Genomic DNA, 21,194 nt, shown 5'->3' on the forward strand with positions numbered 1-21,194 from the left:
GACCGCACCCACCGAACAGACCGAAAGGCAAGGACCCGCTGACATGAGCAACCCGTTCGAGAATCCCGACGGCGTCTACTCCGTCCTCGTCAACGACGAGGGCCAGTACAGCCTGTGGCCCGACTTCGTGGACGTACCGGCCGGCTGGACGGTCGCCCACGGCCCGGCGCCCCGGCAGGAGTGCCTGGACCACATCGAGACGCACTGGACGGACATGCGGCCCAAGAGCCTGGTCGAGGGCTCCTGACGGACGCGACGGGAAAGGGGGGTGGCCCGGTGTCGAACCGGGCCACCCCCCTTTCCCCTTCCCGCGTTCAGGACGCCGGCTGGGTCACCTTCGTCGACGCCTTGCCGTCCACCGCCGCCGCCAGCTGCGGGACCAGGCGGTCCAGGACGTAGGGGATGCTCAGCACGGTCGACAGGGACACCGCGTTGCCGTAGTCGCTGGTCTCCTTGACGAAGACCTCGCGGCCCTGCTTCACCACGTTCAGGTCCGCGTAGACCTTGTCGCTGTGCAGCTTGGTGACCGCCGAGGTGGTGTCCGGCACGATCCAGACGTCCACGTCCTGGTCGAGCAGGTCGAAGCGCTCCTTGCTGATGTTGGCGCCGAACTGGTCCCCGATCACCTTGTCGAGGTCCTTCGGCAGCGAGAACCCGAGGTCGGACAGGAGCCGGGACCGCGGGTCCTCGCTGCCGTAGACGAACGTGCCCTCGTACGGCGTCGCCATGACCGCCGTTGCCCCAGTGAAATCGGGGTTGGCCTTCTTGGCCGCGGCGAACTTGGCCTCGACACCCGAGACCAGGGACTTCGCCTCGTCCGCCTTGCCGAGCGCCTGCCCGATCTCCTCGGTCTGCTGCTGCCACGGCACGCCGTAGTCGTTGTACTGCTTCGGCTGCGCCACGACCGGCGCGAACTTCGACAGGCTCTCGTACTGGGCCTTGGTCAGACCCGAGTACACGGCGAGGATCAGGTCCGGCCTGAGCGCGGCGATCTTCTCCACCTGGGGGCCGGTGCCGGTGTCCTTCAGGACGGTGGGCGCGGCCGCGCTGCCCAGCTTGTCCTGGGCCCAGGGGCCGACGGCGCCCTTGTAGCCGCCCAGCCACTCGGTCGTGCCGACCGGGACCTTGCCGAGGGCCAGGACGGCGTCCTGGTCGGTGAGGCCGACCGTCACGATCCGCTGGGGCTCGGACTTGATGGTCGTACTGCCGAACTTGTGGGCGATCGTCACGGGGAACGCGTCGGCGGTCGAGCCCTTCGCCGCGGACGAGGACGACGAGCCGGAGTCGTTGTCGGAGTCGGAGGTGCCGCAGGCGACCGCCGTCGCCGTGAGCAGGAGTACGGAGGCGAGCAGGCCGGTGAGCCTGGACACTCTGGTGGCGCGGGGCATCGGCTGATCCTTCTGTTCTTGGCCGTTCTCGGCTGTTCTCGGCTGTTCTCGGCGATGGGGCCTGCGGGGGGCTCGGGTTCAGTGGGGGGCGTCGGCGGTGGCGGGTTCGTCGGGGGAGCGGTGGTCCGACCAGGCCTGCCACAGGGCGGCGTACCGGCCCCGGGCGGCGAGGAGTTGGCCGTGGGTGCCCTCCTCCACCACTCGGCCGTCGCTCAGCACGACCACCCGGTCGGCCGTGGCGGCCTGGCTGAGCCGGTGTGCCACGACCAGCGCGGTACGGCCCCGCAGCGCCTGCTCGGCGGCCTCGTCGAGCAGCCGGGCGCCGGAGCTGCCCGCCTCGGCGGTCGCCTCGTCGAGCACGACCACCGGCGGGTCGGCCAGCAGCAGCCGGGCCAGCGCGAGTTGCTGGGCCTGGTCGGCGGTGAGCCGGTGCCCGCCGTCGCCGACGACCGTGGCCAGGGCCTCCGGCAGGGCCTCGGCCCAGCCGAGGGCGCCCACGGTGGCCAGCGCGTCCCGCAACTCCTCGTCACCGGCGTCCGGGCGGGCGAGGCGCAGGTCGTCGGCGAGCGGGCCGGCGAAGACGTGCACCTCCTGGGTGACCAGCCCCACCAGGCGGCCGGAGCCGTCCGGTTCGGCGCCGCCGACGTCGACCCGCCCGGCCTCCGGACGGTGCAGTCCCGCCACCAGCCGGGCCAGGGTCGTCTTGCCCGCCCCCGTGGTGCCGACCAGCGCGACCCGCTCCTTGGGCCGTACCTCCAGGTCGACGCCGTGCAGCACCGGACGGCCGGGCACGTAGGCGTGCCAGACCCCGCTGAGCGTCACGGCCGGATCCGCCGTCGCACCGGTGCCGCGGCCCTTGGCGTGTTCGTCGGCCGCGGCCGACGGCTCGTCGACGACTCCGACCAGCCGGGCCAGTCCCGCCGTCGCCGACTGGGCGTCGTCCAGGAGCACCAGCGCGGTGTTGACCGGGCCGAAGAGGCTGTGGAAGTAGAGGGCGGCGGCCGTCGCCGTACCGACCGAGGCGGCGCCGGAGCGCACCAGCAGGAACCCGGTGAGCAGGACGGCGGCGAGGCCCACGTACTCGGCGATGTGCAGCCTGCTGTAGAAGCGCAGCACCAGCCGCACCCCGCGCATGGTCAGCTCCACCGCCGCCCGCGAACGCTCGGTGACCCGGTGGGTGTGGTCGTCCTGGAGCCGGTACGCCCGTACCGTCCGGGCCCCGCCGATGGTGTCCAGCAACTGCTGCTGCTGGGCCCCGGTGGCGATCCGCTCCCTGGCGTACAGGGGCACGGCGTTGCGCACGTACCAGCGGGCGGTGTGTGCCTGAACGGGCACCGCGAGCAGCGCGGCCAGCAGGAACCGCCAGTCCAGCAGGGCGAGGGCGGCCAGGGTGAGCACGATCGACAGCCCGGAGCGGGCGAGTTCGGGCAGGGCGGTGCGGACCGCGTCGGCGACCCGGGAGACGTCCCGGGTGACCCGGGCGCTGAGGTCGCCCGAGCCCGCCCGCTCCAGCCGCTCCAGGGGCAGCGACAGGGCGCGTTCCACGAACTGTTCGCGCAGCCGGGCGAGCGCGGTCTCGCCCAGCCGGGACACCAGGGACATGCCCAGCGCGGTGGTGACGCCCTGCACCACGGCGACCCCGGCGAGCGCGAGGACGGGCCAGGTGAGTGCGTCGGGGGAGCGGTGCTCGGTGACCACGTCCACGATGTGCCCGAGCAGCGGCTGGGTGAGCAGCCCGACGGCCGTGGCGACCATCATCGTGCCGAAGCCGGCGGCCGCCAGCTTCCGGTCGGGGCGCAGGAGTTCGCGAACGGCAGCCCGGGTCCGGGCGGCTGTGGCGGTGGGCAACAGCCCGCTCTCGGCACCACCGGGTCCTGCGGTGCTACCCGGCTCTGCGGCGGTACCCGGCTCTGTGGGGCCGCCCGGCCCGGTCGGGCTACCCGGCCCTGCGGTGCCGCCCGGTTCTTTGGTGACGTCCGTCATGCCAGCACCGCCGTCCGGTAGGTCTCATGGGTCCTGGCGAGTTCCGCGTGGGTGCCCTCGGCGCCGACCCGGCCGCCGTCCAGCAGCACCACCCGGTCGGTGACGGCGAGCAGCGCCGGGCTGTTGGTCACCACGACCGTCGTACGGCCCTGCCGGAACTCCCTGAGTCCCTCGGCGATCCGGGCCTCGGTGACCGCGTCCACGGCGGTCGTCGGGTCGTGCACGACCAGGACCGGGGGTCCGGCCCGCAGGGCCCGCGCCAGCAGGACCCGCTGCCGCTGCCCGCCGGACAGCGAGCGCCCGCCCTCGCCCAGCCCGGTGGCCGCGCCGTGCGGCAGCGAGCGGACCACCTCGTCGGCGTCGGCGGCGGCCAGGGCGCGTGCGGTCAGTGCGTCGTCGGCGGTGTCCGCGGGGACCACGTTCTCGGCGAGGGTGCCCTCGAACAGCGCTGCGTCGTGCGCGGCGACCAGCACCGCGGCCCGCAGCCGTGCCGGGTCCAGCCGGGTCAGCGGCACACCGTCCAGTTCGACCGAGCCCGACTCCGGGTCGCTCTCCCGGCCCAGACAGCTCAACAGGGCCTCGGCGCAGGCCGGATCCGTCACCGCGATGCCGGTCAGCAGGCCGGCGGGCACGTCCAGGTCGACGCCGTCCAGGCCGCCGAGCCGTACCCCGCGCAGCCGCAACTCGCCGCGCACCGCGTCCGGAACCGGCTCGTCCCCGCCGGTGACGGCGGGCCCCGCGGAGAGCACCTCGGCGATCCGGTTCGCGGAGGCGCGGCCCTGTGCCAGTTCGGCGTTGACCCAGGCGAACGTCTCCAACGGCCCCAGCAGGAACAGCGCGAGGCCCACCGCGGAGACCAACTGCCCGAGCGTGAGCGAGCCGTCGAGCGCCAGCCGGCCGCCCACCCAGGCGATCAGCGCGATGAACCCGCCGGTGAGGGCCAGCACGAGTCCGGTCTGCCACGACTCGGCCCGCGCCGCGCGCAGGGTGGCCGCGAGGGAGACCTGGCTGGTACGGCGGTAACGCTCGACCGCGGCCCGCTGCGCGCCGAGCCCCTTCAACACCCGCAGCCCGGCGACCAGATCGGCCGCGACCCCGGCGGCGCCGGCGGCCCGGTCCTGCTCGGCCTCGCTGCGCCGCTCCAGGGGCTTGCTGAGCAGATGGCCGAGCCACAGCAGCACCGGCGTGCCCAGCAGCACGATCAGACCGAGCGGCACGGACGTCAGCAGCAGGGCGACGGCGCTCACGGCGATGCCGACGACGGCCGAAATTCCGCTCATCAGCGCCATGTTGACCGCTCCGACGCGCTTGGCGTCCTCGGTGGCGACGTTGGCCAGCTCACCGGAGAGCCGGTCCGTCCCGGCCCCGCCGCGGGGGGCGAGCACCCGGCGGACGACCGCCAGCCGAAGCTCGTGGGCGGCCTCCTCGGCCCCGCGCTCTCCGGCACGGGCGCCCAGCCGGAAACTCCACGACAGGCACACGTACAGGGCGGCCAGGACGGCCAGCCACAGTGCCAGGCGTCCGGCGTGCTGCCCGGCCACGGCCTGGTCGACGACGACACCGATGAGTACGGGGACCAGAGCCTCCCCGAGCTGGTGCACGGAGCCGAGTGCCGCGCTGACGGCCACCCGCCGCCCCTGCCCTCTGACCGAGCTGGCCAGGACATCACGCCCCGACAGTTCCCCTGATCCCACCGGCCACCCTCCGGAGACGGTCAACTTAGGCAAGGCTACTCTAAGTAAATGTGGTCGCGTCAATCCCCGACCCCCCTCCAGCACCGGGCTCCCGCAAGGCCGGAGGGCCCGCTGCCCCGGCTCCGGGAGGCGCCCGACCGGCAGCGCCGGTGGCCGAGACGGGCTCCGTTCCCGACCGCCTACCCTTGACCCATGACCAGCAGCAGTGACCGGAGCCTCGCGGTGGACGTTCAGGAACCCAAGACCTACGAAGTGCGCACCTACGGGTGCCAGATGAACGTTCACGACTCCGAGCGATTGTCCGGGCTGCTGGAGGAGGCCGGGTACGTGCGCGCCCCCGAGGGATCCGACGGCGATGCCGACGTCGTGGTCTTCAACACGTGCGCGGTCCGGGAGAACGCCGACAACCGGCTGTACGGCAACCTCGGCCGGCTCGCGCCGAGGAAGGCGGAGCGGCCCGGGATGCAGATCGCGGTCGGCGGCTGCCTGGCGCAGAAGGACCGCGACACCATCGTCCGGAAGGCCCCCTGGGTCGACGTCGTCTTCGGCACGCACAACATCGGCAAGCTGCCGGTCCTGCTGGAGCGCGCCCGGGTCCAGGAAGAGGCCCAGGTCGAGATCGCCGAGTCGCTGGAGGCGTTCCCCTCCACCCTGCCGACCCGGCGCGAGAGCGCCTACGCCGCCTGGGTCTCCATCTCCGTCGGCTGCAACAACACCTGCACCTTCTGCATCGTCCCGGCCCTGCGCGGCAAGGAGAAGGACCGCCGCACCGGTGACATCCTCGCCGAGATCGAGGCCCTGGTCGCCGAGGGCGTCTCCGAGATCACGCTGCTCGGCCAGAACGTCAACGCGTACGGCTCCGACATCGGCGACCGCGAGGCCTTCGGCAAGCTGCTGCGGGCCTGCGGGACCATCGAGGGACTGGAGCGGGTGCGGTTCACCTCCCCGCACCCCCGGGACTTCACGGACGACGTGATCGCGGCCATGGCGGAGACGCCGAACGTGATGCCGCAGCTGCACATGCCGATGCAGTCCGGTTCGGACACGGTCCTGAAGGCCATGCGCCGGTCCTACCGGCAGGAGCGCTACCTCGGGATCATCGAGAAGGTGCGGGCCGCCATCCCGCACGCGGCGATCACCACCGACATCATCGTGGGCTTCCCCGGCGAGACCGAGGAGGACTTCGAGCAGACCCTGCACGCGGTGCGCGAGGCCCGGTTCGCCCAGGCCTTCACCTTCCAGTACTCCAAGCGGCCCGGCACCCCGGCCGCGACCATGGAGAACCAGATCCCCAAGGAGGTCGTGCAGGCGCGCTACGAGCGTCTCGTCGCCCTCCAGGAGGAGATCTCCTGGGCGGAGAACAAGAAGCAGGTCGGCCGCACCCTCGACCTGATGGTCGCCGAGGGCGAGGGCCGCAAGGACGGTGCCACCCACCGCCTCTCAGGCCGCGCCCCCGACAACCGGCTCGTCCACTTCACCAAGCCGGACCAGGAGGTCCGGCCCGGCGACGTCGTCACGGTCGAGATCACCTACGCGGCCCCGCACCACCTCCTCGCCGAGGGCCCCACGCTCGCCGTACGGCGCACCCGCGCCGGCGACGCCTGGGAGAAGCGGAACACCGCCGAGGCGGCCAAGCCGGCCGGCGTGCTGCTGGGGCTGCCGAAGATCGGGGTGCCGGCGCCGCTGCCGGCCGCGACCGGGGGCTGCGCGGCGCACTGACGGGCTGGCACAAGGCCGGGAAGGGAGCATTGCATGCCGTACAGCGTTGCGTTCACCGAACAGGCTGCCCGGGTGCGTGACAGTCTGAGCCCGGACGGTCGCGACCTGCTGGAGCGAGGCCTGGCGATCCTGGTGACCGACCCGCGGCACAAACTTTCCCACTCTGTCCTTGGCGACGAGTCCACGCGTGAGATCGCTCTGTCGCGCAACCTCTTCATCGAGTATGTGATCAGCGAGGGCAAGCTCGTGGTCCTGGTGCTCACGGTCATCGACCTGACGGACGTTCTCCTGGAGGAGTGACGCCCGGCGCACTACCCTGCGGATCATGCTCGTAGCCGCCGCAGTCTGTCCCTGCCCGCCGCTCCTCGTCCCCGAGGTCGCCGCGGGCGCGGCCCCCGAACTGGACGCCGCACGGTCCGCCTGCGCCGACGCGCTCGGGGTGCTCGCCGCGGCCCGCCCCGACCTCCTGGTGGTGACGGGGCCCGCCGAACAGTCCGGGCGGGGCGTCTTCCCGCAGGGCAGCCGGGGCACGTTCCGGGGTTTCGGCGCGGAGGTCGAGGTACGGCTGGGCGGTGGCGCGGCCGGTGCGCGCGCCGGTGAGCGGGAACTGCCGCCCTCGCTGGCGGTCGGCGCCTGGCTGCTGGAGCGCACCGGCTGGTCCGACGCCCCCATCGAGGGGCTCGGCGTCGGCGAGCCCCTGGAGACCGAGCGGTGCGTGCGGACCGGCCGGGAGCTCGCCGGCCGGGCCGCGCGGGTCGCGATGCTGGTCATGGGCGACGCCAGCGCCTGCCGCACCCTCAAGGCGCCCGGCTACCTCGACGAACGGGCGGCCCCCTTCGACGCCGAGGCCGCCCGGGCGCTCGGCGCGGCCGACATCGACGCGATCAAGGCCCTCGACGCCGGTCTGGCACACCAGCTCAAGGCCGCGGGCCGGGCCCCCTGGCAGGTCCTCGCCGGCGCGGCCGAGGACGCGGACCTCGCCGGCGCCCTCCTCTACGACGACGCACCGTACGGCGTCTGCTACCTGGTGGCGGCCTGGTCCTGAGCGGCTGCCGAAACGGCGGTCCCGAAACGGCGGTCCCGAAACGGCGGTCCCGAAACGGCGGTCCCGAAACGGCGGTCCCGAAACGGCGGTCCCGAAACGGCGGTCCCGAAACGGCGGACGGCCGGGAGTCGGGTGACTCTCGGCCGTCCGCCGATCTGCTCGTACGCCGAGCTGCTCCGGGACCCGCCCGGCTCAGGAAGCCGGCGGCGACCCGTCGGAGCGGGGCGGAGCGGTGGGGTCGGGCGTCGTAGCGCCCGTACCGCCCATGTCGTCCGGGTGCACGAACCGGTCCATCGCGCCCTTGGCCCTGCCGGTACCCGTCTGGATCTTGTCGCTGTACTTGCCCTTTGTCTTCTCGTCGACGACCCGCGCGGCCTTGTCGATGCCGTGCTGGAGCTTGTCGACCTTGTCCTCGTGCTGCTGCGCGAAGTGAGAGGCCTTGTCCTTGGCCGGGGCGAGCTTGGCCTTCAAATTGTCCAAAAGACCCATGGTTACCTTCCCTGTGGCTTCCCTCTGGCTTCCCTCGCGGGCCGTTATGTGCGGGCGCTCTCGCCGGCCTCGTTGTCGGCGGCCTCCCTGGCGGACTGCTGCCGGGGGATCTCGGTGCTCTCGGCGGTGACCGCGGCGCGCTCCGTCTCCGTCCGCGCGTCCGCACTCCGGCCGTCGTCGTCGCCCGAGCCCTGCGTCGCCGCCTCGACTGCCTCCTCCGCTGTCTCCTCCGCCGCGTCCGCCACCACGTCCTCCGCCGCGGTCTCCGTAGTGTTCTCCGGTCCGGCCCCGTCCGGCTCGGAGCCGGACGACTCGGCATCGGCCGGCACGGTGGCGTCCGGCTCTTCCGACGTCTTCGGCTTCTTCCCAATGAACCGTGCAAAAACGCCCATATCAACTCCATACGTTACTCGTGCGAGCGAAATCCCGCGTGACCCCGGTGCGCCCGATTGCGTCGGACCGGTCTCCGCCTCTCGCCGACGGCGGCGGGAACCTCGCAACGGCAACGAAACCGGACACGCTCCGTCACGTAACTCGTTCGAGACCCGCCTCCGAGGTTTGCGAGACTGGTGCGGTGAGCAGCGCACCCTCCGCCCCCCGTGTCATCGCCGTCGTCGGCCCCACCGCGGCCGGCAAGTCCGACCTCGGCGTCTTCCTGGCCCAACGGCTCGGCGGGGAGGTCGTCAACGCCGACTCCATGCAGCTGTACCGGGGGATGGACATCGGCACCGCCAAGCTGACGCCCGAGGAACGCGCCGGCGTCCCGCACCACCTGCTCGACATCTGGGACGTGACCGTCACCGCCTCCGTCGCCGAGTACCAGCGGCTCGCCCGCGCCCGCATCGACGCCCTGCTCGCCGAGGGCCGCTGGCCGATCCTGGTCGGGGGCAGCGGGCTGTACGTCCGCGGCGCCGTCGACAACCTGGAGTTCCCCGGCACCGACCCCGAGGTCCGGGCCCGCCTGGAGGACGAGCTCGCGCTGCGCGGCTCCGGCGCCCTGCACGCCCGGCTGTCCGCCGCCGACCCCGAGGCGGGCCGCGCGATCCTGCCCAGCAACGGCCGCCGTATCGTCCGCGCGCTGGAGGTGATCGAGATCACTGGGCGCCCCTTCACCGCCAACCTGCCCGGCCACGACTCGGTCTACGACACCGTCCAGATCGGTGTCGACGTGGCCCGCCCCGAGCTCGACGAGCGCATCGCGCTGCGCGTCGACCGGATGTGGGAGGCCGGCCTCGTGGACGAGGTGCGCGCCCTGGAGGCGCACGGGCTGCGCGAGGGCCGCACGGCCTCGCGCGCGCTCGGCTACCAGCAGGTCCTGGCGGCGCTCGCGGGCGAGTGCACGGAAGCGGAAGCGCGCACCGAGACCGTCCGCGCCACCAAACGCTTCGCGCGCCGTCAGGATTCGTGGTTCAGGCGCGACCCCCGGGTGCACTGGTTGAGTGGGGCCGCGGCGGACCGCGAGGAACTTCCGCGGCTGGCCATGGCGTTGGTCGAACGACCGGTCACAGCCTGATCACGTCATGGCATCGGGATGCGCCACGGGTCATCGGTGCCTCCGGTGCCGTGCCATCATCGAGCTTCGATCGCAAGTGGAGTCCTAGGTTGGGAGGGCGCGTGGCGATGGAGGCCGGCCCTCGCGACACCGCACAAGACACCGAGCATGTCGCCGTCGAGGCCCTTGAGGTCATCGAACCCGGCGGGGCCGAGGAGGGCGAGGGGCGACTCTCGCCGGACGGTCCGGACGACACGGTGGGCGGCGGTGTCACCGCCGACGGCCCCGAGCCGGAGGAGATGTTCGCCGGCGGCCCCGAGGTCGAGGTCGAGCTCCGCCCGCAGCGCCGCCTGCGCCTGTGGCAGCTGGCCCCCATCGTGGGCCTGGCCGCGGTCGGCTCCCTGATGTTCGCCTTCCCGCTGGCCTTCGACTTCGGCGACAGCGGCGCGGTGATCGCGATGCTGGGCCTGCTGATCTGCTCCTGCGCGGCCGGCTGGGGAATGATGGCGGCGAGGAAGGTCGGCTACACCTGGCCCGGCCTCCCGGCGAAGGGCTCGGGCCGCAGGCCCGACTGGCGCGTGGTGATCGGTTACGTGGTCCTGGTGGCGATCGTGGCCGTCCTGGCGGTGTGGCGGGTAGCAAGGCTCCGCTGAAGCGCCCCGTCAGGGGCGCGGGGCTGTATTCGATGTGCGGCTGCCGCCGCGTGGGCGCGACCAGCCCTCACCGGCCCGCACCCGAAGCACCACCCGTTCCTCCTCTACCCTCGAAGAATGAGCATCCCCTTCCTCAAGGGCCACGGCACCGAGAACGACTTCGTGATCGTCCCGGACCCCGACAACGCCCTGGACCTCACCCCGGCCGCCGTTGCCGTTCTCTGCGACCGCCGTGCCGGCATCGGTGCCGACGGCGTGCTGCACGTCGTACGGTCCGCCGCGCACCCCGAGGCCAAGGGGATGGCCGCCGACGCCGAGTGGTTCATGGACTACCGCAACGGCGACGGCTCGATCGCCGAGATGTGCGGCAACGGCGTCCGCGTCTTCGCCCGCTACCTCCAGCACGCCGGCCACGTGACCGAGGGCGACCTCTGCGTCGCCACCCGCGGCGGAGTGAAGAAGGTGCACATCGCCGAGGACGGTGACGTCACCGTCGGCATGGGCCGCGCCCGCCTCCCCGAGGGCGACGTGACCGTGAGCGTCGGCGACCGCACCTGGCCCGCGCGGAACGTGAACATGGGCAACCCGCACGCCGTCGCCTTCGTCGCGGACCTCACCGACGCCGGTGACCTCCACACCCCGCCCCCCTTCAGCCCGCCGTCGGCCTACCCCGAAGGGGTCAACGTCGAGTTCGTCGTCGACCGCGGCCCCCGCCACGTCGCGATGCGCGTGCACGAGCGCGGCTCCGGCGAGACCCGCTCCTGCGGCACCGGCGCCTGCGCGGTCGCCGTCGCCGCCGCCCGCCGCGACGGCGCCGACCCCACGGTCACCGGCACCCCGGCGACGTACACCGTGGACGTGCCCGGCGGACGGCTCGTCATCACCGAGCGGCCCGGCGGCGAGATCGAGATGACCGGCCCCGCAGTGATTGTCGCCACGGGCGAGATCGACGCCGAGTGGCTGGAAAACGCCGCCCGTTGAGGTGACCGCAGGTCGGGAACCGTGGTCTGGGTGGTCGTCCAACATCCGGATCCACGGCCCGCGTTGCCCCCGGTGGCGAGAAACATCGGCCACCCCCCGAACAGGTGGCGCAAAAACGTAAACCTTGAAATCGTCGCTCGATTGGGTGATCCGTTTCACGCTCGGCGGGAGCCGGTCAATCGGGCGCGATGGGCTCGGTAGCATCAAGCACCGGCACGGACGGGGGAACGTCGCCAATCCCTGAGCCGCGTATGCCCTGGGGCCCCGTCCGCCGGTACACGAGCCGGAGGTGCCCATGAGTGCGGAGGCCACGAACCCTGCGACGCCCGGTCCCGTCGTGCCCACGGCGGCGGTCCGCAGGAAGGCCCGCCCCCGGATCGACCTGCGCCGGCTCGGCCGGGCCGCGCTGCTCGGCAACGCCGCGCGCGGCAAACTCCCCGATGCCATCGGCCATGTCGCCGAGGCGCATCGCGCCCACTATCCCGACGCCGACCTGGAACCCCTGCGCCACGCCTGGGTCCTGGCCGAGTCCTCGCACCGCGGCCAGATGCGCAAGAGCGGCGAGCCGTACATCACCCACCCCCTCGCGGTCACCCTGATCCTCGCCGAACTCGGCGCCGAGACCACGACCCTGACGGCGTCTCTGCTCCACGACACCGTCGAGGACACCGATGTGACGCTCGACCAGGTGCGGGAGCAGTTCGGCGAGGAGGTCCGGTACCTGGTCGACGGGGTGACGAAACTGGAGAAGGTCGACTACGGGGCCGCCGCCGAACCCGAGACGTTCCGCAAGATGCTCGTCGCCACCGGCAGCGACGTCCGGGTGATGTCGATCAAGCTCGCCGACCGCCTGCACAACATGCGCACCCTCGGCGTGATGCGTCCCGAGAAACAGGCCCGCATCGCCAAGGTCACCCGGGACGTGCTCATCCCGCTCGCCGAGCGGCTCGGCGTCCAGGCGCTGAAGACCGAGCTGGAGGACCTAGTCTTCGCCATCCTGCACCCCGAGGAGTACGAGCACACCCGGGAGCTGATCGCCGCGAACGCGGCCCGCTCCGGCGACCCGCTCGCCGAGATCGCGGACGAGGTCCGCGGAGTGCTGCGCGAGGCCGACATCCCGGCCGAAGTCCTCATCCGGCCACGGCACTTCGTCTCCGTCCACCGCGTCAGCCGCAAGCGCGGCGAACTGCGCGGCGCCGACTTCGGCCGGCTGCTGGTGCTGGTCAACGAGGACGCGGACTGTTACGCCGTCCTCGGCGAGCTGCACACCTGTATGACCCCGGTGGTCTCGGAGTTCAAGGACTTCATCGCGGTACCGAAGTTCAACCTGTACCAGTCGCTCCACACGGCGGTCGCGCGCGGTGACGGACAGGTCGCCGAAGTCCTCATCCGCACCCACCAGATGCACAAGGTCGCCGAGGCCGGCGTGGTCGCCCTCGGCAACCCCTACACCCCGGCCGCCGGCACTCCGGCAGGCGACACCCCGGCCGCCGACGCCGACGCCTCCGCCGACTCCCCGGTCGACGGCGAGCGCGCCGACCCCACCCGGCCCGGCTGGCTCTCCCGCCTGCTCGACTGGCAGAAGGCCGCTCCGGACACCGACACCTTCTGGTCCACCCTGCGCGAGGACCTCGCCCAGGACCGCGAGATCACCGTCTACCGCCCCGACGGCGGCAGCCTCGGCCTCCCCGAGGGCGCCACCTGTGTCGACGCCGCGTACGCCCAGTACGGCGAGGACGCGCACGCCTGCATCGGCGCCCGCGTCAACGGCCGCCTCGCGACCCTCAGCACGGTCCTCAGGGACGGCGACACCGTCCAGCTCCTGATGGGCCAGGACCCGGCCTCCGAGCCCTCCCGGGAGTGGCTGGAGCACGCCCACACCCCGGCGGCCCGGATCGCCATCCAGCGCTGGCTCGCCGCCCATCCGGACCGTACCGAGGAGCCCCCGGCCCCCGTCCCCAGCCGTCCGGCGCTCGACCTCACGGCTCCCGGCAGCGCCTCCGGCGGTGCGCCCCGGACCGCCAGCGCGATGGTCGTCGACCGCCCCGGCGCCACCGTACGGCTCGCCGGCTGCTGCACCCCCGTACCTCCCGACGAGGTCACCGGCTTCGCCGTGCGCGGCGGAGCGGTCACCGTGCATCGTGTGGAGTGCGCCTCGGTGGCCCACATGAAGGGCACCGGCCGCCCCGAGGTGGCCGTGAGCTGGGGCGACAGCACGGCCTGCCGGGTCACCCTGGTCGCCGAATCGTTCGGCCGCCCCCATCTGCTCGCCGACCTCACCGAGGCGATGGCCCAGGAGGGTGCCGAGATCGTCTCGGCGACCGTGGAACCCCCCAGTCAGCAGCGGGTCCGCCACACCTACACCGTGGAACTGCCCGACGCGGCCCGTCTGCCCGCCCTGATGCGTGCGATGCGCAATGTGCCCGGTGTGTACGACGTCGGCCGAGCGCAGCATCAGTGACTTAATCGGACTTACTCGTTCGAGTGGATTGGTCGTGGTTCGTCGGCGTGAGGGCGGGGTGCGCTGGTAGCGGTGGTTCATGCTGCTCACCCTCCGCACCCGCCCGCTGACGGAACGCCTTCGTCCGCTGCCCGGACGCAGCCGACCGTCCAGGCGCGGCACCGGCCCGCTCCGGCACCGGCGGGCCGCCGCCCTCCTCGCCTCCGCCGTCTCCGTCGCCCTGCTCGGCGCGAGCGCCCCGCCGGTCCCGCTGGGCATCGGCGACCGGCTCTTCCCGTACCTCGGCAACCCGGGCTACGACGTGGCGTCGTACGACCTCTCCTTCACCTACCCCGGCAGCAACGACAAGCCGCTCCAGGCCGTCACCACCATCGACGCCGTCACCACCGCCGACCTGGACCGGGTCAACCTCGACTTCGCGCACGGCAAGGTCGAGTCCGTCGAGGTCGACGGGCGGTCCGCCGCCTTCGAGAGCGCCGGCGAGGACCTGGTCGTCACGCCCGGCCGGCCGCTGCGGCGGGGCAGCTGGACCCGGATCACGGTGAAGCACACCAGCGACCCGGTGGCCGCCAAGGGCCAGGACGGCGGCTGGGTGCGCACCACCGACGGGCTCGCCATGGCCAACCAGGCCGACGCCGCCCACCTGGTCTTCCCGTGCAACGACCACCCGTCCGACAAGGCGATGTTCACCTTCCACGTCACCGCCCCGAACGGCTACACCGTCGTCGCCAACGGGCTCCCCACCGACTCCGCCCGGGTCGGCGGCCGGACCACCTGGACCTACCGCACCCAGCACCCCATGGCCACCGAGCTGGCCCAGGTCTCCATCGGCCGCTCCGCCGTACTGCACCGCAAGGGCCCGCACGGACTGTCCGTCCGGGACGTCGTCCCGAGCGCCGACGCCAAGAAGCTCGAACCCTGGCTGGCCAAGACCCCGGACCAGATCGCCTGGCTGGAGGGCAAGGTCGGACCGTTCCCGTTCGAGACGTACGGCGTGCTCATGGCGCAGGCGTCCACCGGCTTCGAGCTGGAGACCCAGACCCTCTCCCTGTTCGAGAAGAGCCTGTTCACCGAGCCCGTGTACCCCAAGTGGTACCTTGAGTCGATCATGGTGCACGAGCTGTCCCACCAGTGGTTCGGCGACAGCGTCAGCCCCCGCGTCTGGTCCGACGTCTGGCTGAACGAGGGCCACGCCACCTGGTACGAGGAGCTGTACGCGCAGGAGAAGGGCCACCAGCCCATGATCAACCGCATGAAGGCCGCGTACGGCCTCTCCGACCGCTGGCGCGCCGAGGGCGGACCGCCCGCCCGGCCCAAGGTCCCCAAGCCCGGCCAGAAGATCGGCATCTTCCGCCCGAACATCTACGACGGCGCCGCCCTCGCCCTCTACGCCCTGCGCCAGGAGATCGGCAAGCCCGCCTTCGAACGCCTGGAGCGGATCTGGGTCCAGCAGCACAGGGACTCCACCGCGACCACGGCCGACTTCGTCCGCCTGGCCTCCGCGGTCGCGAACCGCGATCTCACCGGCTTCTTCGACGCCTGGCTGTACGGCGAGAAGACCCCGCCGATGCCCGGCCACCCGGACTGGAAGCAGGCCCCGGCCCCGAAGAAGCCCGCCCGGAAGTGACGACGGGACGGCCCGGGAATAACACAGTGCCGGGGCGGCGCGTACCGTGCGACCATCATGGGGTCGGCGCGGTACGGGTCGCGGGGAATCTCCCGGGGTACTCGTACGTTGAGAAACCGAACGCCGATTTCGGCATCCCTATCGACGTAAGGACCCAATGACCTCCTCTTCTTCCCCTTCCCAGGACACCAGGCGCCTCGCGCAGGACTACCCCGACGGTCTTCGGGCCGATGCCCTGATGGAAGAGGACGTCGCCTGGAGCCACGAGATCGACGGAGAGCGGGACGGCGACCAGTTCGACCGTACCGAGCGCGCGGCCCTGCGCCGCGTGGCCGGCCTCTCCACCGAGCTCGAGGACGTCACCGAGGTCGAGTACCGACAGCTCCGCCTGGAGCGGGTGGTGCTGGTCGGCGTGTGGACCTCGGGCACCGCACAGGACGCGGACAACTCCCTCGCGGAGCTGGCCGCCCTCGCCGAGACGGCGGGTGCGCTGGTCCTCGACGGCGTCATCCAGCGCCGCGACAAGCCGGACTCGGCGACCTACATCGGCTCCGGCAAGGCCCAGGAGCTGCGCGACGTCGTCCTCGAAACGGGCGCGGACACCGTCATCTGCGACGGTGAGCTCAGTCCGGGCCAGCTGATCCAGCTGGAGGACGTCGTCAAGGTCAAGGTCATCGACCGGACCGCCCTGATCCTGGACATCTTCGCCCAGCACGCCAAGTCCCGGGAGGGCAAGGCGCAGGTCTCGCTCGCGCAGATGCAGTACATGCTGCCGCGGCTGCGAGGCTGGGGTCAGTCGCTGTCCCGCCAGATGGGCGGCGGCAAGGGCGGCGGTCTCGCCACCCGTGGTCCCGGTGAGACCAAGATCGAGACGGACCGGCGGCGGATCCGCGAGAAGATGGCGAAGATGCGCCGGGAGATCGCGGAGATGAAGACCGGCCGCGAGATCAAGCGCCAGGAGCGCCGCCGCAACAAGGTGCCGTCCGTGGCCATCGCGGGCTACACCAACGCGGGCAAGTCCTCCCTGCTCAACCGTCTCACCGGAGCGGGCGTCCTGGTCGAGAACGCCCTGTTCGCGACCCTGGACCCGACGGTCCGCCGCGCGGAGACCCCGAGCGGCCGCCTCTACACCCTGACCGACACGGTCGGCTTCGTCCGCCACCTGCCCCACCACCTGGTCGAGGCCTTCCGCTCCACCATGGAGGAGGTCGGCGACGCCGACCTGATCCTGCACGTGGTCGACGGCTCGCACCCGGTCCCGGAGGAGCAGCTGGCCGCCGTACGCGAGGTGATCAGGGAGGTCGGCGCCACCGACGTACCCGAGATCGTCGTGATCAACAAGGCGGACGCGGCGGACCCCCTGGTCCTCCAGCGCCTGCTGCGCAACGAGAAGCGGTCCATCGCGGTCTCGGCCCGCACCGGCCAGGGCATCGAGGAACTGCTGGCCCTCCTCGACAACGACCTGCCCCGCCCGTCGGTCGAGATCGAGGCCCTGGTCCCGTACACCCACGGCAAGCTGGTGGCCCGCGCCCACAACGAGGGCGAGGTCCTCTCCGAGGAGCACACCGCGGAGGGCACCCTCCTCAAGGTCCGCGTCCACGAGGAACTGGCGGCGGAGCTCACGCCGTACGTTCCGACGCCGACTGCGTAACGCCTGGCATGAAGGCCCCGCCCCCTTTCGAGGGAGCGGGGCCTTCACTTACCTGGGGGCGCGGGGAACTGCGCGAGCAACCCACGACGGCCGTGAGCCGCCGAACCACAGTTCCCCCTACGGCGACAGGGCGACATCAACCACCCTCACTGACCAGCGAACTCCTTGCTGACCGCCTCGTACACGCCCTTGGCCACATCACCCAACCGAGGCCCGGCCAACCACCCCGAACTCACCGGTCCGATCGACGTGTTGGACACCAGCGCCACCTTGCCGTCGGCACCCTGCTCCACCCAGCCACCACCGGACGCCCCGCCGGTCATCGTGCACCCGATCCGGTACATCGTCGGCGCCGACGCGTCGACCGACAGCCGCCCCGGCTTGTCCGCGCACCGGTACATCAGCGACCCGTCGTACGGCTTCGCCGCCGGATACCCGGTGGCGGTGATGCTCGACACCTTCGGTACCGCGGGCGCGTCGAAGTTCACCGGCAACGCCGAACCGACCGTCTCCTCCAGGGACTTGCCGCCGCTGCCCTGCTCCGGCGTCACATGGATCACGGCGTAGTCGTACGACGCGCCGTTGCCGCCCGTCTCACCGCCCTGGTCGATCCACTGCTGCGAGGTCTTCGCCCCGTCACCCCACCAGACGCCGTACGGCGCGATCTGCGAACGGCTCGCCGCCGCCAGCGCCGCACCGGTCAGCCCCTTGTCGTTGTACGACGGCACGAACGCGATGTTGCGGTACCAGCCGCCGTTCTTGCCGGCGTGCACACAGTGCCCCGCCGTCCACACCAGGTTGGACTTGCCCGGGTGCGCCGGGTCCTCGACGACCGTCGCCGAGCAGACCATCGTGCCCTCGGGGGAGTCGAAGAACACCTTCCCGGACGTGGCCGCGTTGGCGTGGTACGACGGCTGCACGGCCTTCGCCTGGACCGGCTCCGGCGTCGGGTCGGTCACTCCCTGGTCACCGGAGAGGTCGTTGCCGTCGACGCCCTTGTCCTTGTCGGGGTCGTTCGCGTCACGCATCCGGTGCGGGTCCCACAAGCCCTTGATGATGGGGTTGACGAAGTCGTTGGCCTCGCGCAGCCAGTCGTTCCTGTCCCAGTTCTTCCAGGCGCCGTTCTTCCACTTGTCGATGTCTATCCCGTGCTCTTTGAGCTTGTTCCTGATGTCGTCCGGGATCTTGATCTTGCCGTCACCGGTGTCGGCCGTGGCGGACGAGGAAGCCGGGGCGCCCGCCTTGTCGTCACCGGAGCCGCCGCAGGCGGTGGCGGTCAGTGTCAGCGCCGAGGCGAGGGCGACGGCCGCCAGCGCCCGGGGCGCGCCCCTTCCACCTCGCGGGGCGAACGACGGCCGGATGGATCGCATGGTGGTGACTCCCCCTGTCGGTAAGGAACTTCAGCGCCACACACTATGCGCTCGCTGTGCACCGCTTCCCATGGAACCGCAACGGTTTCGCTACGGCCCCCACCAGCGGGGCAACCACAGTTGTCCCCCGGCATCAACGCGTCACCTGTCGCCGACGCGGACACGAGTGCACACCCCCGACTCCAGCCGCAGAAGCTGCCAAAGGGCCCCACCGCTCCGTACCCCCACCGATCCATCCAACGTCCATGCCCATGGACCGACCCGTACTCCCGCCCCTCCCTGCCTGCCGCCAATGCGCGGACGAGAACCGGTCCGTGCTCCTGTCTCTCCCTGCCTGTGGGTAGTGGGTGGGCGTGGGGTGGTCCGTGCTCTTGTCTCTCTCTGCCTGTCGGTAGTGGGTGGGCGTCGGCTGGTCCGTACTCCCGCTTCTCCGTGCCTGTCGGTATTGCGCGGACGAGAACCGGTCCGTGCTCCTGTCTCTCCTTGCCTGTTGGGAATGCGTGGGCGTGGGCCGGCCCGTACTCCCGCCCCTCCCCGCCTGTCGGTTATGCGCGGGCGAGAGCCGGTCCGTGCTCCTGTCTCTCCTTGCCTGTGGGTAGTGGGTGGGCCTGGGGTGGGTCCGTGCTCCCGCCCCCCTGCCCGTCGGGAATGCGCGGGCGAGAGCCTGTCCGCACCCCCGTTCCTCCCAGCCTGTCCGGCGTTTGAGGACGAGGCCGTTCAGGCCGAAGCGGGGGTCCGGGGGCGCAGCCCCCGAATCGGGCGGTCGCAGGGGGCCCACCCCCTGGAGGATGGGACGGGTAGGGGCGGCGGGGGCGCATCCCGGTCCGGCAGATCGACCGCCGGGGTCGGCCGGAAGGCAAGATCGCGGCAAGGATCTTGAGGCGACCCGTAACCCGCTGGCCGGTCCGGGGTTGGTAGCGGTGAGGGGCCCGCTGCCTGTGCCCGGTGCCCGCCGATCAACTCGCCTCTGGACAGCGGGGAGGACAGCGAGCCGTGGCCGTGACGGAATCGGCGACCGGAGAGCCGGTCGGGGAAGCGCACGCGACGCACGAGGGGATCCTGAAGCGCCAGTCCGCACGCGAGTCGCGGGCCCGTACCTACGCGCGCGCCCTCCCCATCGTGCCCGTACGAGCCCGCGGCCTGACCATCGAGGGCGCCGACGGCCGCCGTTACCTGGACTGCCTCTCCGGCGCCGGCACCCTCGCCCTCGGCCACAACCACCCCGTCGTACTGGAAGCGATCCGCAAGGTCCTCGACTCCGGCGCCCCGCTCTCCGTCCTCGACCTGGCGACCCCCGTCAAGGACGCCTTCATCACCGAACTGTTCCGCACCCTGCCGCCCGGCCTCGCCGACCACGCCCGCGTCCAGTTCTGCGGGCCCGCCGGTACGGACGCCGTAGAAGCCGCCTTCAAACTCGTCCGGGCCGCGACCGGCCGCACCGGCATCCTCGCCTTCACCGGCGCCTACCACGGGATGACCACCGGAGCCCTGGCCGCCTCCGGCGGGGCCGCCGACGTCCGCGTGGCCCGGCTGCCCTACCCCCAGGACTACCGCTGCCCGTTCGGCGTCGGCGGCCCCCGCGGCGCCGAACTCGCCGCCCGCTGGACCGAGACCGTCCTCGACGACCCCAAGTCCGGCGTCCCCGTCCCCGCCGGCATGATCCTCGAACCCGTCCAGGGCGAGGGCGGGGTGATCCCCGCGCCGGACGACTGGCTCCGCCGGATGCGCAGGCTCACCGCAGACCGGTCCATCCCTCTGATCGCCGACGAGATCCAGACCGGCGTGGGCAGGACCGGCGCCTTCTGGGCCGTCGAGCACAGTGGGGTCACCCCCGACGTCATGGTCCTGTCCAAGGCCATCGGCGGCAGCCTCCCCCTCGCCGTCGTCGTCTACCGAGAAGACCTCGACGTCTGGGAACCCGGCGCCCATGCCGGCACCTTCCGCGGCAACCAGCTCGCCATGGCCGCTGGAACCGCCACCCTCGCCCACGTCCGTGAGAACGCCCTCGCCGAACGAGCGGGCCTCCTCGGCTCCCGGATGCTGTCCCAACTGCGCCGACTCCAGGACGACTTCGCGTGCGTCGGGGATGTGCGGGGACGGGGACTGATGATCGGGGTGGAGCTGGTGGATCCGGAAGGGGAGGAGCTCACGGGGGAGACGGAGCGCGTGACCGAGGCGAAGGAGGCCGCAGGGGAGGCGAAAACCCGGGGAGCCGGTGATGAGCTGCGGACGCGAGGCGGTGCGGTGAGCGGATGGGAGGGCGACCCCCGGCCCGGGCCGCGCCCCGCAGCTCCCGAACTGGCCTCGGCGGTCCAGCGCGCCTGCCTGGAGCGGGGCCTGATCGTCGAACTCGGCGGCCGCCACGCCGGCGTCGTACGACTGCTGCCGCCGCTGACCATCACCGACGAACAGGCGACCGCCGTACTGGACCGCCTCGCCGACGCCGTGGCGGCCGTGGCCCGCGACCCTGCCGCCCATGGTGCCCCGCGCCGACGCCCCGACGGCCACAAGGAGCCGGCCGACTGACCACCGCACCGGTCAACCCCACCCAACGGGCCCTCCCGACCCGAACCACCTAAACCTCCGGAACCACCGGAACCACAGGAACAACCGGAACCACCCGCCGGGACCTGGCCACCTG

The 21,194-nt window shown here is 72.2% G+C and carries 17 protein-coding genes; 11 read left to right on the top strand and 6 right to left on the bottom strand.

Features of this window, described 5'->3' with window-relative positions; all coding sequences use genetic code 11:
- Positions 1-43 precede the first annotated feature (43 nt).
- Complete coding sequence (locus IEZ11_RS09985; protein WP_189262309.1) at positions 44-247, top strand: MbtH family protein; 204 nt, start codon at positions 44-46, stop codon at positions 245-247.
- 67 nt (positions 248-314) lie between these two features.
- Here IEZ11_RS09985 and IEZ11_RS09990 read toward each other — a convergent pair whose 3' ends face one another.
- The 3 genes from IEZ11_RS09990 to IEZ11_RS10000 form a co-directional block, all read right to left on the bottom strand.
- Positions 315-1,388 carry an iron-siderophore ABC transporter substrate-binding protein gene (locus IEZ11_RS09990; protein ID WP_189262310.1) on the bottom strand — a complete coding sequence of 358 codons (1,074 nt, stop codon included), beginning with the start codon at positions 1,386-1,388 and terminating at the stop codon, positions 315-317.
- Positions 1,389-1,466: 78 nt separating this feature from the next.
- Complete coding sequence (locus IEZ11_RS09995; protein WP_189262311.1) at positions 1,467-3,371, bottom strand: ABC transporter ATP-binding protein; 1,905 nt, start codon at positions 3,369-3,371, stop codon at positions 1,467-1,469.
- Complete coding sequence (locus IEZ11_RS10000; RefSeq protein ID WP_189262634.1) at positions 3,368-5,050, bottom strand: ABC transporter ATP-binding protein; 1,683 nt, start codon at positions 5,048-5,050, stop codon at positions 3,368-3,370. The genes IEZ11_RS09995 and IEZ11_RS10000 overlap by 4 nt, the downstream gene beginning before the upstream one ends.
- A gap of 207 nt (positions 5,051-5,257) precedes the next feature.
- Here IEZ11_RS10000 and miaB point away from each other — a divergent pair, with 207 nt between their 5' ends.
- The 3 genes from miaB to IEZ11_RS10015 are packed head-to-tail and all read left to right on the top strand — an operon-like array spanning position 5,258 to position 7,829.
- Positions 5,258-6,784: a tRNA (N6-isopentenyl adenosine(37)-C2)-methylthiotransferase MiaB gene (gene miaB, locus IEZ11_RS10005; protein ID WP_189262312.1), complete on the top strand. Its 1,527-nt coding sequence runs from the start codon at positions 5,258-5,260 to the stop codon at positions 6,782-6,784.
- A gap of 33 nt (positions 6,785-6,817) precedes the next feature.
- On the top strand, positions 6,818-7,084 hold the full coding sequence (locus IEZ11_RS10010; protein ID WP_189262313.1) for a hypothetical protein: 267 nt from the start codon (positions 6,818-6,820) through the stop codon (positions 7,082-7,084).
- A gap of 25 nt (positions 7,085-7,109) precedes the next feature.
- Positions 7,110-7,829 (top strand): class III extradiol dioxygenase subunit B-like domain-containing protein, encoded by a 720-nt coding sequence (locus IEZ11_RS10015; protein ID WP_189262314.1) that lies wholly within the window; start codon positions 7,110-7,112, stop codon positions 7,827-7,829.
- Between the two features lie 192 nt (positions 7,830-8,021).
- Here IEZ11_RS10015 and IEZ11_RS10020 read toward each other — a convergent pair whose 3' ends face one another.
- Together IEZ11_RS10020 and IEZ11_RS50680 are read right to left on the bottom strand one after the other, a co-directional pair.
- Positions 8,022-8,318, bottom strand: a complete 297-nt coding sequence (locus IEZ11_RS10020; RefSeq protein WP_189262315.1) for an antitoxin — start codon at positions 8,316-8,318, stop codon at positions 8,022-8,024.
- A gap of 44 nt (positions 8,319-8,362) precedes the next feature.
- Positions 8,363-8,710 carry a hypothetical protein gene (locus tag IEZ11_RS50680; protein ID WP_229712932.1) on the bottom strand — a complete coding sequence of 116 codons (348 nt, stop codon included), beginning with the start codon at positions 8,708-8,710 and terminating at the stop codon, positions 8,363-8,365.
- Positions 8,711-8,892: 182 nt separating this feature from the next.
- Here IEZ11_RS50680 and miaA point away from each other — a divergent pair, with 182 nt between their 5' ends.
- From miaA to hflX, 6 genes are all read left to right on the top strand, one after another.
- Positions 8,893-9,831 (top strand): tRNA (adenosine(37)-N6)-dimethylallyltransferase MiaA, encoded by a 939-nt coding sequence (miaA, locus tag IEZ11_RS10030; protein ID WP_189262316.1) that lies wholly within the window; start codon positions 8,893-8,895, stop codon positions 9,829-9,831.
- Positions 9,832-9,938: 107 nt separating this feature from the next.
- Entirely contained in the window at positions 9,939-10,463 is a 525-nt protein-coding gene (locus IEZ11_RS10035) for a hypothetical protein (RefSeq protein WP_189262636.1), read from the top strand.
- Between the two features lie 117 nt (positions 10,464-10,580).
- Entirely contained in the window at positions 10,581-11,444 is an 864-nt protein-coding gene (dapF, locus tag IEZ11_RS10040; protein ID WP_189262317.1) for a diaminopimelate epimerase, read from the top strand.
- Between the two features lie 295 nt (positions 11,445-11,739).
- Positions 11,740-13,905 carry a RelA/SpoT family protein gene (locus IEZ11_RS10045; RefSeq protein ID WP_189262318.1) on the top strand — a complete coding sequence of 722 codons (2,166 nt, stop codon included), beginning with the start codon at positions 11,740-11,742 and terminating at the stop codon, positions 13,903-13,905.
- A gap of 79 nt (positions 13,906-13,984) precedes the next feature.
- On the top strand, positions 13,985-15,532 hold the full coding sequence (locus IEZ11_RS10050; protein WP_189262319.1) for a M1 family metallopeptidase: 1,548 nt from the start codon (positions 13,985-13,987) through the stop codon (positions 15,530-15,532).
- 157 nt (positions 15,533-15,689) lie between these two features.
- A complete protein-coding gene (gene hflX / locus IEZ11_RS10055; protein ID WP_189262320.1) occupies positions 15,690-17,183 on the top strand; it encodes a GTPase HflX in 1,494 nt (497 codons plus the stop codon).
- Between the two features lie 146 nt (positions 17,184-17,329).
- On the opposite strand, the gene IEZ11_RS10060 is transcribed toward hflX, so the two are convergent.
- Positions 17,330-18,553 carry a trypsin-like serine peptidase gene (locus IEZ11_RS10060; protein ID WP_189262321.1) on the bottom strand — a complete coding sequence of 408 codons (1,224 nt, stop codon included), beginning with the start codon at positions 18,551-18,553 and terminating at the stop codon, positions 17,330-17,332.
- A gap of 993 nt (positions 18,554-19,546) precedes the next feature.
- Here IEZ11_RS10060 and IEZ11_RS10065 point away from each other — a divergent pair.
- Complete coding sequence (locus IEZ11_RS10065) at positions 19,547-21,079, top strand: diaminobutyrate--2-oxoglutarate transaminase family protein (protein WP_189262322.1); 1,533 nt, start codon at positions 19,547-19,549, stop codon at positions 21,077-21,079.
- Positions 21,080-21,194 lie beyond the last annotated feature (115 nt).

Origin of the sequence: Streptomyces fuscichromogenes (assembly GCF_014645815.1) — a bacterium.
GTDB classification, from domain to species: Bacteria; Actinomycetota; Actinomycetes; order Streptomycetales; family Streptomycetaceae; genus Streptomyces; species Streptomyces fuscichromogenes.

What these genes read in the sequence shown, in the direction of transcription:
- IEZ11_RS09985 (WP_189262309.1), top strand. Translation starts at nt 44, where the DNA reads ATGAGCAACCCGTTCGAGAATCCCGACGGCGTCTACTCCGTCCTCGTC.
- IEZ11_RS09990 (WP_189262310.1), bottom strand. Translation starts at nt 1,388, where the DNA reads ATGCCCCGCGCCACCAGAGTGTCCAGGCTCACCGGCCTGCTCGCCTCC.
- IEZ11_RS09995 (WP_189262311.1), bottom strand. Translation starts at nt 3,371, where the DNA reads ATGACGGACGTCACCAAAGAACCGGGCGGCACCGCAGGGCCGGGTAGC.
- miaB (WP_189262312.1), top strand. Translation starts at nt 5,258, where the DNA reads ATGACCAGCAGCAGTGACCGGAGCCTCGCGGTGGACGTTCAGGAACCC.
- IEZ11_RS10010 (WP_189262313.1), top strand. Translation starts at nt 6,818, where the DNA reads ATGCCGTACAGCGTTGCGTTCACCGAACAGGCTGCCCGGGTGCGTGAC.
- IEZ11_RS10015 (WP_189262314.1), top strand. Translation starts at nt 7,110, where the DNA reads ATGCTCGTAGCCGCCGCAGTCTGTCCCTGCCCGCCGCTCCTCGTCCCC.
- IEZ11_RS10020 (WP_189262315.1), bottom strand. Translation starts at nt 8,318, where the DNA reads ATGGGTCTTTTGGACAATTTGAAGGCCAAGCTCGCCCCGGCCAAGGAC.
- IEZ11_RS50680 (WP_229712932.1), bottom strand. Translation starts at nt 8,710, where the DNA reads ATGGGCGTTTTTGCACGGTTCATTGGGAAGAAGCCGAAGACGTCGGAA.
- IEZ11_RS10035 (WP_189262636.1), top strand. Translation starts at nt 9,939, where the DNA reads ATGGAGGCCGGCCCTCGCGACACCGCACAAGACACCGAGCATGTCGCC.
- dapF (WP_189262317.1), top strand. Translation starts at nt 10,581, where the DNA reads ATGAGCATCCCCTTCCTCAAGGGCCACGGCACCGAGAACGACTTCGTG.
- IEZ11_RS10045 (WP_189262318.1), top strand. Translation starts at nt 11,740, where the DNA reads ATGAGTGCGGAGGCCACGAACCCTGCGACGCCCGGTCCCGTCGTGCCC.
- IEZ11_RS10050 (WP_189262319.1), top strand. Translation starts at nt 13,985, where the DNA reads ATGCTGCTCACCCTCCGCACCCGCCCGCTGACGGAACGCCTTCGTCCG.
- hflX (WP_189262320.1), top strand. Translation starts at nt 15,690, where the DNA reads ATGACCTCCTCTTCTTCCCCTTCCCAGGACACCAGGCGCCTCGCGCAG.
- IEZ11_RS10060 (WP_189262321.1), bottom strand. Translation starts at nt 18,553, where the DNA reads ATGCGATCCATCCGGCCGTCGTTCGCCCCGCGAGGTGGAAGGGGCGCG.